This window comes from Psychrobacillus sp. AK 1817 (assembly GCF_008807035.1).
Lineage (GTDB): Bacteria > Bacillota > Bacilli > Bacillales_A > Planococcaceae > Psychrobacillus > Psychrobacillus faecigallinarum.
This window is the reverse complement of record NZ_CP031739.1, coordinates 3,717,306-3,729,708: the sequence shown is the minus strand read 5'-3', so window position 1 is coordinate 3,729,708 and position 12,403 is coordinate 3,717,306. Positions and strand designations below refer to the sequence as shown.

At 38.3% G+C, this 12,403-nt stretch carries 12 protein-coding genes and 1 riboswitch; of the genes, 3 read left to right on the top strand and 9 right to left on the bottom strand.

The annotated features are described in order from the left end of the window. Positions 1–77: 77 nt before the first annotated feature. Positions 78–182: riboswitch (SAM riboswitch) on the bottom strand. A 39-nt stretch (positions 183–221) separates the two neighbouring features. From D0S48_RS18605 to D0S48_RS18575, 7 genes are all read right to left on the bottom strand, one after another. Continuing rightward, positions 222–542 (bottom strand): thioredoxin family protein, encoded by a 321-nt coding sequence (locus D0S48_RS18605; RefSeq protein ID WP_151113300.1) that lies wholly within the window; start codon positions 540–542, stop codon positions 222–224. 11 nt (positions 543–553) lie between these two features. Next, complete coding sequence (locus D0S48_RS18600) at positions 554–904, bottom strand: toprim domain-containing protein (protein WP_144538659.1); 351 nt, start codon at positions 902–904, stop codon at positions 554–556. Positions 905–980: 76 nt separating this feature from the next. Beyond that, a complete protein-coding gene (gene gcvH / locus D0S48_RS18595) occupies positions 981–1,361 on the bottom strand; it encodes a glycine cleavage system protein GcvH (protein ID WP_144538660.1) in 381 nt (126 codons plus the stop codon). 72 nt (positions 1,362–1,433) lie between these two features. After that, the gene (locus D0S48_RS18590; RefSeq protein WP_151113298.1) at positions 1,434–1,796 is read right to left on the bottom strand and encodes an arsenate reductase family protein; all 363 of its coding nucleotides are present in this window, start codon (positions 1,794–1,796) and stop codon (positions 1,434–1,436) included. A 615-nt stretch (positions 1,797–2,411) separates the two neighbouring features. Continuing rightward, the gene (locus D0S48_RS18585; RefSeq protein WP_151113296.1) at positions 2,412–4,193 is read right to left on the bottom strand and encodes an acyl-CoA dehydrogenase family protein; all 1,782 of its coding nucleotides are present in this window, start codon (positions 4,191–4,193) and stop codon (positions 2,412–2,414) included. Positions 4,194–4,278: 85 nt separating this feature from the next. Beyond that, on the bottom strand, positions 4,279–5,454 hold the full coding sequence (locus tag D0S48_RS18580) for an acetyl-CoA C-acetyltransferase (protein ID WP_151113294.1): 1,176 nt from the start codon (positions 5,452–5,454) through the stop codon (positions 4,279–4,281). A gap of 28 nt (positions 5,455–5,482) precedes the next feature. Further along, entirely contained in the window at positions 5,483–7,867 is a 2,385-nt protein-coding gene (locus D0S48_RS18575; protein WP_151113292.1) for a 3-hydroxyacyl-CoA dehydrogenase/enoyl-CoA hydratase family protein, read from the bottom strand. 197 nt (positions 7,868–8,064) lie between these two features. Between D0S48_RS18575 and D0S48_RS18570 the strand changes: the two genes are divergently transcribed. Together D0S48_RS18570 and D0S48_RS18565 are read left to right on the top strand one after the other, a co-directional pair. Beyond that, positions 8,065–8,382, top strand: coding sequence for a thioredoxin family protein (locus D0S48_RS18570; protein WP_151113290.1), 318 nt, complete (start codon positions 8,065–8,067; stop codon positions 8,380–8,382). A 615-nt stretch (positions 8,383–8,997) separates the two neighbouring features. Continuing rightward, entirely contained in the window at positions 8,998–9,465 is a 468-nt protein-coding gene (locus D0S48_RS18565) for an STAS domain-containing protein (protein ID WP_144538666.1), read from the top strand. Positions 9,466–9,504: 39 nt separating this feature from the next. On the opposite strand, the gene eis is transcribed toward D0S48_RS18565, so the two are convergent. Then, positions 9,505–10,761 carry a GNAT family N-acetyltransferase gene (gene eis, locus D0S48_RS18560; RefSeq protein ID WP_191963836.1) on the bottom strand — a complete coding sequence of 419 codons (1,257 nt, stop codon included), beginning with the start codon at positions 10,759–10,761 and terminating at the stop codon, positions 9,505–9,507. A 221-nt stretch (positions 10,762–10,982) separates the two neighbouring features. On the opposite strand from eis, the gene D0S48_RS18555 reads away from it, so the two are divergent. Next, positions 10,983–11,501 carry a C39 family peptidase gene (locus D0S48_RS18555; protein ID WP_151113286.1) on the top strand — a complete coding sequence of 173 codons (519 nt, stop codon included), beginning with the start codon at positions 10,983–10,985 and terminating at the stop codon, positions 11,499–11,501. Here D0S48_RS18555 and D0S48_RS18550 read toward each other — a convergent pair. Beyond that, on the bottom strand, positions 11,494–12,375 hold the full coding sequence (locus D0S48_RS18550; RefSeq protein ID WP_151113284.1) for a 5'-3' exonuclease: 882 nt from the start codon (positions 12,373–12,375) through the stop codon (positions 11,494–11,496). The genes D0S48_RS18555 and D0S48_RS18550 overlap by 8 nt on opposite strands. Positions 12,376–12,403: the final 28 nt, after the last annotated feature.

Below are 12,403 nucleotides of genomic sequence, written 5' to 3'. Positions count from 1 at the left end.
CTTTCCTATTAAAAAACCCCTTCTGCAAAAGAGCAGAAGGGGTGTAGGTTATCAATTTCAAATAACACTCATCCATTCTCTCATTTCTCAAAGCTATAGCTTTGCGTGACTTGGCACCATTTCACTTTCGCGACGGTTGCCGGGCTTCGTAGGGCACTTCCCTCCACCTCTCTCAATAAGAGCGACACTATTAAATTACTTTTTCAACACAACGAATATTATCATAGGATCTTGTTTTCGTCAATAGTTTTTATTGTTTCCAATAGATAGGGTACGGATTGAAACGCATAAATCTTTTTTTCTACCCTGCCATTTTTAGATATTAATAAGCAAGGTACACTTTCAATTTCTTGTTCTATTGCCAAATCACCAAGAAAGTTAATATTTGCTTGGCCAATTGGATCAGAAACCATCTCTTTAATGACGTTCATCATCTTGCTTGCAATCTGACACGTACCACACATAGGGGTATAAATATAAAATAAGGAAAGTGGAGAGTTATCTTTAATGCTTTCCCATTGCTCTTTAGTCCACTCATTCATTACACATCATCCTAAGGCAAAAATTCTTTTTTCACCTTAATATTAACACGTTTTAATATGGATGCCAAAACCTTCGCCGGGGTATTCGCCACTTCACCATACATAGGATTTGTATAGAGGTGAATTGCCTCAGGATATTCCTTCCTGACAACCGAGCGTATTTGTTCGCCAGATTTGTCGGCATCTAGAAAAGCATAAATCGGCAAGCCATCATAAGGGCTTAAAAGCTCCTCCAATTTTACATCGGATATCGTTCCATTTGTACAAATGATTTCTGGAGATTCATCGAGAAGGGTCAACAATTGTAGTTTATCAGACCTTCCCTCGACGAGAATTATTTTATCACTAAATACATGTGCCATTTAGCTTCTCTCCCAACTTGTTACCTTTCCTTTATTATATGAAAAAAACGCCGATTATTAACCGGCGTTTTCATTATTACTCTGCAATTAATTCTTCATACTTTTCTGGAGACAATAAGCTGTCCACTTCTGATAAATCAGAAGGCTCAACAACGATCATCCAAGCATTTTCATAAGGTGATTCATTAACGAATTCGGGGCTATCTTCTAGCTCAGCATTTACTTCCACTACTTTACCGCTAATTGGTGCATATAGTTCCGAAACTGTTTTTACTGATTCAACGCTACCAAAAGCATCTCCTGCTTTAATTTCATCTCCAACTTGTGGAAGTTCAACAAAAACGATGTCTCCTAGTTCTGATTGCGCAAAATGAGTAATACCGATGCGGACATTTCCGTCCTCATTTTTAACCCATTCATGTTCAGCTGAGTACTTAAAATCTTTAGGCACGCTCATAAATAAACCCCTCTCAATTAAATATTCCATCTATTTAATATTCACATATTTCCCTAGTAAATACAAGGTACTTTAAGAGGTTTTCCACATGTCCTCAAACTGCTCTTCCTTGAAACCAAGTGTAAGCTTGTTTCCATCATAAACAAGTGGGCGTTTAATAAGCTTTCCATCCGAAGCAAGCAGCTCCAACTGTTCATCCTCCGACATAGTAGGAAGCTTGTCCTTCAGTTGCAATTCACGGTACTTCACTCCACTAGTATTAAAGAACTTTTTAAGCTCATAATCTCCGTTAGCTACCATCTCTTTTAAAAATTCTTTTGATGGTGGCGCATCTACAATATGGTGATTCTCGAATTGTACTTGATTGTCTCTCAACCATTTGCTAGCTTTGTTACAAGTACTACATTTAGGATAACCGTAAAATTTTATAGTCATTTAAATCTCACCTTTTTCTTTTTATCATAATAATATTTTGCTACTCATGCAAGAGGGATCAAACCAAGTTTTAAATTTCAATATTTTATAGTGCATTATAGAAATAAGTAAAATCGCTTCTATATAGTTTGCCTTACTAGAATGCAGTTAACTCATTCTTTCAATTGACCCTAAGAATCAAGCCCAATTAGAGATATATTTGCTGAACGGTCATATATTTTTCTATCCGGTCATAAATCCTCGCTATGCGGTTATAAATATTTTTATCCGGTCATAAAATTGTGCTATCCGGTCATAAAGTAATTTCCACCTATCAAGTCGTCATTTTCTAGTAAACTAAATTCAATATCTCCACTTTCATTATTGATTCATCAGCGATAAAAGATAGATTTTGCTGAACGGTCATATATTTTTCTATCCGGTCATAAAACTGTGCTATCCGGTCATAAATATTTCTATCCGGTCATAAACTTAATTCCACTTAAAAAGTTGCTGGATTTCGTTGCTAATTATGCTTTTTTGTTATGATTTCTCCTGAGTGATCAATTACTTATGTAAAAAACTGCCCTCAGGAGTCAATAGGAGACTCTTGAGGGCAGCTTTGTTTTTATATGATTAAACTACGAATTTTTCTGCTTCGATTAGTTTTACTGAAGCTTCACGCTTTTTCTCGATTACGTTGTAAGGAGTGTAGCGAGTTAGTTTACGAAGTGCAGAAAGCATCATGCGTAAGTTGTCGCCATCTACAGAAGCTATTAAAGTTTCTTTCGCTGCCGCTTCGATTTCATTGAATGCTTCTTGGCAGAAGATTTGAGTGTATAGAAGCTTTTGAGCTGCTTTTTCTTCTCCACTGCGTCCGATAGCTTTTTCTGTACGAAGTACTGCTGATTCCATAGCAAAAATGTTGTTTGCAATGTTTGCGATGTGTACCAATACTTCTTGCTCGGCTTCTAGCTTAGTTCCGAAGCGTTGAGCAGCCATACCAGCAGCTAAAATACCAATTTTCTTAGCGTTAGCAACTAGTACCTTCTCTTGAGCTAGAGCTTCATCGCCAACTTCTTCTGGCATCATCATTAATAGCTCTTCTTGTAGTCCTTGTGCCTTTTGAAGAAGTGGCAATTCACCCTTCATTGCTTTTTTCAAGAATGTTCCAGGAACGATTAAACGGTTAATTTCATTTGTCCCTTCGAAAATACGGTTAATTCGAGAGTCACGGTAAATGCGCTCTACTTCATACTCTTGCATGAAGCCGTATCCGCCATGTAATTGAACAGCCTCGTCAGCGATATAGTCTAACACCTCTGAACCTACTACTTTGTTAATAGAGCATTCAATAGCATACTCAGCAATTGCAGCTGCAATTTTGCTTCCGTCTTTTTGATCTTCTTCGCTCATTTGGCTCATACGGTCCTCGAAGTAACCAACTGTTCGGTAAATCAAGCTTTCAGTAGCATAAAGCTTAGAAGCCATAGTTGCTAGTTTTTGTTTTGTTAAGTTAAATGAAGAAATAGGTGTCTTAAATTGTTGACGTTGGTTTGAATAAGAAATTGCTAGCTCTAATGCACGTTTAGAACCACCGATTGTACCTACACCTAATTTGTAACGCCCGATATTAAGGATGTTAAACGCGATAATATGACCACGGCCTATTTCTCCTAATAAGTTTTCAACTGGTACTTCTGCATCTTCTAGGATCAATGTACGAGTAGAAGAAGATTTAATACCCATTTTCTTTTCTTCAGCCCCTACAGAAACGCCTGGGAAAGTTCTTTCTACGATAAATGCAGAGAATTTGTCTCCGTCCACTTTTGCGTATACTACGAACACATCTGCAAATCCAGCATTAGTGATCCATTGTTTTTCCCCATTAAGTACATAGTGAGTGCCTGCTTCGTTTAGTTTAGCAGTAGTTTTTGCTCCTAGAGCGTCAGAACCTGAACCTGGCTCCGTTAAAGCGTATGCTGAGATTTTGTCTCCAGAAGCTGAATTTGGAAGGTATTTTTTCTTTTGTTCCTCGTTACCGAAAAGAACGATTGGTAGTGTACCGATTCCTACATGTGCTCCGTGAGTAATAGAGAATCCGCCTGCTACAGACAATTTTTCAGCGATTAACGCAGAAGAAATTTTGTCTAATCCCAATCCATCATATGCTTCTGGAATATCAGCCGCCAACAGACCTAAATCTCCAGCTGATTTTAATAAACGTACAGAGTGCTCAAACTCGTGATGCTCTAAATTCTCTACTACAGGCAATACTTCACTTTTTACAAAGTCCTCTGCAGTTTTAGCAATCATCTTTTGCTCATCATTGAAATCCTCTGGTGTAAATACGCGACTTGCTTCAATGTCTTCTACTAAAAAGCTTCCACCTTTAATTGCATCTTGAACTTGTGTCATTTCCTTCTCCTCCTATGTGTGTAAACGTTTGAATTAGTAATCGTGAAATGCGCCAAATATTAAAAGCACATTTCACCTATTGAAATTAAAGAAGTTCAAATACTCCTGCTGCTCCCATGCCTCCACCGATACACATGGTAACGACACCGAATTGTTTCCCTTGTCTTCTTAATTCGCTCATCATTTTAAGTGTTAGTATAGAACCCGTTGCTCCAAGGGGATGCCCCAATGCAATGGCTCCACCATTAACATTTACTTTATCCATATCAATGCCTAAATGACGCACTACTTGGATTGATTGAGAAGCAAATGCTTCGTTTAGCTCCCAAAGGTCAATATCTTCAATAGATAGGCCTGCAATTTTCAATGCTTTTGGCACAGCAACGATTGGTCCAATTCCCATTACGTCTGGCGCAACTCCACCTACTGCGAAGGAGCGGAATTTAGCAAGTGGCTTTAAGCCCTGTGCTTCTGCAACTTCACGATCCATTACTAATACTGCTCCTGCACCATCAGATGTTTGAGATGCATTTCCTGCAGTTACAGAACCACGCACATTAAATGCTGGACGTAATTTTGCAAGTGTTTCTACTGTTGTTCCTGGACGTACACCCTCATCCATTTCGAACATAAATTTTTTAGATTGTGCTTTGTTATTTTCATCTACATAATGCTTGATTACTTCTACTGGTACGATATCGTCGTTAAACTTCCCAGCAGCAATTGCCGCTGCAGCAAGCTGATGAGAACGGACAGCGAAAGCATCCTGGTCCTCACGGCTTACATTATACTTATTCGCTACCTGCTCTGCCGTATGTCCCATCCCCATATAATACTGAGGTGCTGTTTCAGCTAAATGAGCGTTTGGTCGGATAACGTTACCCATCATCGGAACCATACTCATCGACTCTACTCCTCCAGCAATAATTGCTTCCGAGTGACCTAGCATAATACGTTCTGCTGCATAAGCAATTGATTGTAATCCAGATGAACAGAAACGATTAATAGTAATCGCTGGAGTTGTATCTGGAAGTCCAGCAAGCGCACCGATATTACGAGCAACGTTCATCCCCTGCTCAGCTTCTGGCATGGCACATCCTAATATTAAATCATCTATAGGGCCATCGTATCCGCCCGCTCTTTTCAATGTCTCTTTTACCACTAATGCCCCAAAATCATCTGGGCGCACATTAGCTAGAGATCCTTTTTTCGCTTTACCAACTGGTGTTCTTGCACCTGCTACGATAACTGCTTCACGCATGAGTTCTCCTCCTTTTACCTAACGCAGACTAGTTGCGTAATGGTTTACCTTTCACTAACATGTGCTGCATTCTTGCCTGAGATTTAGGATCTGCAACTAAACTTAAGAAAGCCTCGCGCTCTAAGTTAAGTAGATATTGCTCATCCACTAAAGTACCGTATGGCACCTCTCCGCCAGCAATGACATATGCAAGCTTCTTCGCAATCTTCAAGTCATGCTCACTAATATATCCTGATAAGAACATTCCTTCTGCCCCTAATAACAGTGCTGCATATCCAGGGGATCCTACAACCGGAACCTTCTCACGAATCGGAGCCTTGTAGCCAGCATCAGCAAGAGCTATCGCTGCTTGTTTCGCGTCGTAGATCAAGTGGTCAGGGTTTACACTGATTCCATCTGCAATGCTTAAGAAATTATTTTCACGTGCTTCTTCAGCTGAAGTCGAAACCTTCGCCATAGCTATTGTTTCAAACACCTTGCTAGCAACATTCAGATAGTCAATTTGAACTCCATTCGGAATTCCTTTCAGATGTTTAAGGTAAAGCTCTTTATTACCTCCACCGCCAGGAATCAGCCCAACGCCTGCTTCAACAAGTCCCATATATGTTTCAGTAGAAGCTTGAATGTGTGCTGCAGGTAAAGTGACCTCTGCTCCTCCACCTAGTGTCATTCCAAATGGAGCAACAACGACTGGTTTTGAAGAGTATTTAATTTTCAGTGTCGCATTTTGGAATTGACGAACGACGAAATCTAGTTCAAAAATATTGTCATCTTGAGCTTCCATTAAAATCATTCCAAGATTTGCTCCAACGCTGAAGTTTTTGCCTTGGTTACTAATAACAAGTCCTTTAAAGTTTTTCTCTACTTCATCGATTGCAAAGTTAATCATTTGAAGAATGTCTAATCCAATTGAATTGGACTTAGAATGGAATTCAAGTAAAGCAATTCCGTCTCCTAAATCGATTAGACTAGCACCTGAGTTCGACTTAATGACACCATGCTTTTTCTTGTAGCTTTTTAAGTCGATTACTTTTTCATTAACTGGAACCGCTTGGTAATCTGTTCCATCAAAATAGAAGAAATCGCCATTCTCTTCTTTATAGAAGGATTCAAAGCCTTTATCTAATAAAGATTGAACGAATGCTGGAATGTCATAACCCTCTGCCTTCATTTTTTCTACTGAGTCTTTTACTCCAATTGCATCCCATATTTCAAAAGGTCCTTGCTGCCAGCCGAAGCCCCATTTCATCGCATTGTCAATAGACACGATATCATCAGCTATATCTGTGTGAAGCTGAGCAGAATAGATAAGCGTCGGACTTAAAATACTCCATAATAGCTCGCCAGTACGATCTTTTGCATATGTCAACGTTTTCACTTTTGCAGCTAAGCCTTTTTGCTGCTTAGCCATTTCCATTGAAGGTGTTTTAAGCTTTTTCATTGGACCATATTCTAATGTTTCAGGATTTAGTTCTTTAATTTCTTTTCCTTCTTTTAAGAAAAAGCCTTGACCTGTTTTAGCTCCAAGCCAATTATTTTCAAGCATTTTTTTCATGAATGCCGGTACTTCAAATACCTTTTGCTCTTCCCCAGTTGTTTGGTCATATACATTTTTGGCTACGTGAGCAAACGTATCGAGACCTACAACATCAAGAGTACGGAACGTAGCAGACTTCGGACGACCAATTAGTGGCCCAGTAACTGAATCTACCTCACCAACAGAGTATCCTCTTGCTTGCATTTCACGAAGAGTTACAAGCAAGCCATAAGTCCCAATTCGGTTAGCGATGAAATTTGGCGTATCCTTTGCTAGTACTACACCTTTTCCAAGAACATCCTCACCAAATTTCTTCATGAATTCTACTACTTCAGGAGCAGTTGATTGAGCTGGAATTACTTCCAACAGCTTTAAATAGCGAGGTGGATTAAAGAAGTGAGTGCCTAGGAAGTGTTTACCGAAGTCTTCTGATCTTCCTTCCACCATCGCATTAATGCTGATACCTGATGTGTTAGAAGTGATGATTGTACCCGACTTACGTACAGCATCAATTTTGTCATATAGGTTTTTCTTAATTTCTAGGTTTTCAACTACTACCTCAATAATCCAGTCCACGTCTTTTAACTTTTCTAAGTCATCCTCTAGGTTACCTGCTGTAATTAGCTGTAGGTTTTTCTTAGACGTTAGTGGTGCTGGTTTTTGCTTTAATAATTTCTGTAAAGCGGTATCTGCAAAACGATTACGTACGGAAGGATGCTCCAATGTAAGTCCTTTTGCTTCATCCTCTTTACTAACTTCTTTTGGAACGATATCCAACAATAGCGTTGGTATACCTATGTTTGCTAAGTGAGCTGCGATTCCAGATCCCATTACCCCCGAACCAAGTACAGCTGCTTTTTTAATTTGATATGTCACGTGCAAAGCCTCCCCTTCATCTTGAATGAACGCTCATTCATTTTGTTTACAAAAAAAATAGAAGCAATCTCTATATCTATTATTCTAGTGCAATGTTCAAATTTTCGCAATAATAAAATGAATAAATTAATACATTTTTCTTTCTCCTATATGGGAAACAGTGTAAACTGTATGTATCATCCATGGAGGTATATAATATGAAAAAAATTACAACTGCAGAACAATTTAATGAAATCATTTCCGGAGACAATGAAGTACTAGTTAAATTCGAAGCTGGCTGGTGTCCTGATTGCCGCAGAATGGAAATGTTTATCGATCCAATCATCGAAAAATACAATCAGTACGAGTGGTATGAAGTAAACCGCGATGAGCTACCAGAAATCGCTGAAAAATATGAAGTTATGGGAATCCCTAGCCTTCTAATTTACCAAAACGGCGAGAAAAAAGCTCACCTACACAGCGCCAACGCAAAATCACCGGAGCAGGTCACTGAATTTTTAGATGCACAAAAGTAATTAGAAGTTATCTACAAATCAAAGCATCTACTTTTCATACTGCGACGAGCAGTGCGCAGGAGCAAGTAACTGAATTTTTAGATGCACAAAATTAATTAGAAGTTATCTACAAGTCAAAGCATCTACCTTTCATACTGCGACGAGCAGCGAAGCGCGCAGGAGCAAGTAACTGAATTTTTAGATGCACAAAAGTAATTAGAAGTTATCTACAAGTCAAAGCATCTACCTTTCATACTGCGACGAGCAGCGAAGCGCGCAGGAGCAAGTAACTGAATTTTTAGATGCACAAAGCAAATAATAAAGTATCTACAACTCAAAGCATCTACTTTTCATACTGCGACGAGCAGCAAGGCGCGCAGGAGCAGGTAACTGAATTTTTTGATGCACAAAATTAATTAGAAGCTGTCTACTATTCAGAGTATTTATCTTTCATACTGCGACGAGCAGTACTATGAAGTACATCATAAAAGATGCACGATTAGAATAAATAGTTTATTCTTTCTATAGAAGATATTTTTCGCATTATAAATTATTTACCGTTAAAAGGGGCTGCTCTAATAGAGGGTCCCTATTTTTTTCTAAGGCTACAGAATAAAAAAGTCAGAGGTGTTTTATTTGTCGCAAGAAAATGAGATTCTTGAATTAAAAGAGAAAATTGCTCACTATGAGCGCATTATTAAAACTATGTCTACTCCGATTATTCCATCCATTGTCCCAAAAACAATTTTAATGCCAATTGCTGGATACATGTACAAGGAACGCTTTGAAAATATTGAGACACAAACATTGCAATATATTGGAGAGCATAAAGAAGTTGAGCATGCCATTTTCGACTTTACTGGTGTTAGCGTTGAACATATAGAGGAGTTTGACTACAATGATTTGGCTGTATCCATTTCACAGTTGAACAGTTCTTTACGTTTAATGGGAATTCGGCCTATTTACGTAGGTTTCAATCCTAAATTTATCCGAGAAATTGTTCATGCGGATTTACATGTGAATATTGAAACCTATAAAAATTTCCGTGAAGCTTTGAATCATCTCTTAGCAGAGGCAAACAAAACGATTACTTCTAAATATTAAAAAGAAAGGCTTCGGTAATCTGAAGCCTTTCTTTTTATCTTAAAAATTCGTCATACAAATAGGGCCTTTTCTTGGCATAAACCAATCATCTAAATCGTCGGTAACAATATTGTGAAGCTCTATTTCCCCGTAGTTATTTAATTCCTTAATTGAGACACACCCCATCCACCAGGCACTCAGGTCCTGAATAGTGATTTGGATATTTGGTTGTTTAATTTCTGCTTCAAGCTTTCTTGCCAGCCATTTCTCATTAGAAAAGCTAAGCTCGACGAGGCCATTTTGTTCTGGAATAAAACTATCCTCAATCTTTACTACTATTTTAGTATTTTGTATAGGTTTACGAAGAGCTTGATCATTCATATTTTCTATAAATTGAAAAATGTCTGTAATACGGTACATTAGACCAGAACCAGTCCTCGCAACCTCGTGGTAGACACTAGGTATTAGATGATTGGAATCATTCGGTGGATTGTTTAGGCTATAAATAAAAGCGGGATTGTTAGTACTATAAATAACACGATCCACTTGATCTTGCTGTGAATGAACCCATGCCGCTAGCTGTTTATACGCCTTCTGATTTAACCAAACCCATTCATGAATTACTAGGTTTTGGTGTAAAAAATTGCTATCCTTCACTGGATCTAAGGTAAACGCTAATGCACCAATGAGTTGACCTTCTTCTCTTACACCTACATAAAGTGTTTTTGCATTTTTTATGTGCTGCCGTTCATTCCATGTCCGTTTAATCATTCCATGATGCTTTTCTGCAAACTTATTGTATACAGCTACAATCTCCTCTTCGTCCGCAGGAGATAGTAATTGAACAAGATTCTTCTTACCATTGCTGTTAAATGAGCCTGGTTTTATTTTAAATTCATACTTTATTGGACCATAGCCATATCCCATTTTTCGATAAAAGCTTGAGCTAAATGGATAAAGAGCTACAAGTGTAACCTTTTCCTTCCGGGCCTCCTCATGAAAATGAGAAAGCAATTGGAAAGCAACCTTTTCTTTTTTATGTAGAATATGTACAGCTACCATTCCAATGCCAAAAACTCTTTGAAACTGTCCATTTATATTGCATTCAAAATCGCTTCTTCTGTATATACCTACTAATTGGTCCGCTTCATTAAAACAGCCATAATATTGGATACCATTATGTTCCTTCTGTTCTCTTATGAATCGTTCTACAAGTTCCTGCTTTTTCTCCGATGACTGAATTCCCATCCCCGGGTAAGCCATTGAAACTAAATCTGCTGTAGCTGCATAATCCTTTTCCTCTAGAACTCTAATCAATCCATCCATCCCCTTCCATCACGTCAAAACAATTTTTGCTTTTACTCACAACTTTTTGGGTAATATAAATGTATTATAAATTATTTTCTGGAATTAGATATAGCTAATTCCAGAAGCTTCAACCTATTCATATAACAAGTCATAAATATTCAGTTTCAGCTAATAAAGTACTATTATGAAATAAACGCATTAGAAACGTAAAATATGCAGGAGGTTATTTTATGAAAATCCAATTGCCTGTTAAAGGTTTTTCTCAATACGATGCAGCAGTGGATGCTAAATTCCAGGCCTCCGCCTGCGGGCCTGTTACCGTTTATGTGCTCTTAAATTATCTAATACCAGATAAACATGCTTATATGCCTAACGAATTATATAAAAATCTGAAGGGTACTCGAATTGGCCTGTTTACCTATCGCTTTATAAAATATTTGAGAAAGATGCTTGGCTCTAGTTGGACAATAGACAAATGCTCCGTTGACGAAGCTATAGAGGAACTACGTCAGGGGCGTCCGGTCGCATTGAAATTTGATAAGTATTTCACCTTTCAGTGGAGAAAAAAATTTTCTTTTTCCTATCACTGGGTTCCTCTAATCGGCTTTGAGCAGACTAGCAGTGGCCTTTTTTTAATCGTTCATGATAACGGAGGAAGAAATCGAGCGAGCACCATTCGAAAAATAAAGTATGAGGTAAATGCTCCTATACTCACCTTCGTAAAAATGGTTCCTCCACAGATTACTTAGTAGACTGCAGCTGTCTTGCCAAAATGGTATATCCTTGATCATATAAGAAATCGTATTTATCAGACCCAATATTTTGAAGCTGAAGATGATCAAGCTCAGCATCAATTGGCACATCTCTTCTAATAGTAGCAAGTTGCTTTGAAAGATGAAGCATATCTAAATCCGTTTCTATTTTTGTTCGTTGGCCTGTTTTTAGCAGGTGGAGAGATTCTACTACATTTTCAACAGATCCATAAGTTTGAATAAGCTGCAATGCTGTCTTTGGTCCAATTCCCTTTACCCCTGCATAACCATCACTCGAATCCCCCATAAATGCCTTAACATCAGGGAAAAGTAACGGGGAAATTCCATACTCCTGCTGAAATCTGTCCTCGGTATACATATCGTATATTGTGAAGCCTTTTTTAGTAAAGGCAATTTCTGTAGAGGAATGTAATAATTGAAGTAAATCCTTGTCCCCACTCACAATCGTAAAGCGTGCGTCATCCTGCCATTTATGCGTAATGGATGCAATTGTATCGTCTGCTTCCATCCCTACTAACCCAAAGTTTTTCCACCCTAAATGCTCGGAAAGCTCCTGGGCCATATCAAATTGTGGAACAAGTTCAACAGCAGGTTTAGGTCGATTCGCCTTATATCCGTCAAAAAGCTCATTGCGAAATGTATTCATCCCTTTATCCCAGCAAATAGCCATATGAGTCGGTTGCATAATATTTTGTGCCGCTAGTACATGTCTTGCAAAGCCCTGTACCGCATTAGTTGGAATTCCTTTGTCATTTTTAAAATAATTGCCTGACATTGCTGTTGCAAAAAAAGAACGGAACAGAAGTGCCATGCCATCTATAACTAATACATGTGGTTTATCTTGGTTCATATATAACATCCTTCTTAATTTTATTAGC

Bases quoted from the DNA above. Each gene is read 5' to 3' on its own strand.
- D0S48_RS18570 (WP_151113290.1), top strand. From the start codon at position 8,065: ATGAAAAAAATTACAACTGCAGAACAATTTAATGAAATCATTTCCGGA.
- D0S48_RS18555 (WP_151113286.1), top strand. From the start codon at position 10,983: ATGAAAATCCAATTGCCTGTTAAAGGTTTTTCTCAATACGATGCAGCA.
- D0S48_RS18580 (WP_151113294.1), bottom strand. From the start codon at position 5,454: ATGCGTGAAGCAGTTATCGTAGCAGGTGCAAGAACACCAGTTGGTAAA.
- gcvH (WP_144538660.1), bottom strand. From the start codon at position 1,361: ATGAGCGTGCCTAAAGATTTTAAGTACTCAGCTGAACATGAATGGGTT.
- D0S48_RS18590 (WP_151113298.1), bottom strand. From the start codon at position 1,796: ATGACTATAAAATTTTACGGTTATCCTAAATGTAGTACTTGTAACAAA.
- D0S48_RS18550 (WP_151113284.1), bottom strand. From the start codon at position 12,375: ATGAACCAAGATAAACCACATGTATTAGTTATAGATGGCATGGCACTT.
- D0S48_RS18585 (WP_151113296.1), bottom strand. From the start codon at position 4,193: ATGACACAAGTTCAAGATGCAATTAAAGGTGGAAGCTTTTTAGTAGAA.
- D0S48_RS18600 (WP_144538659.1), bottom strand. From the start codon at position 904: ATGGCACATGTATTTAGTGATAAAATAATTCTCGTCGAGGGAAGGTCT.
- D0S48_RS18605 (WP_151113300.1), bottom strand. From the start codon at position 542: ATGAATGAGTGGACTAAAGAGCAATGGGAAAGCATTAAAGATAACTCT.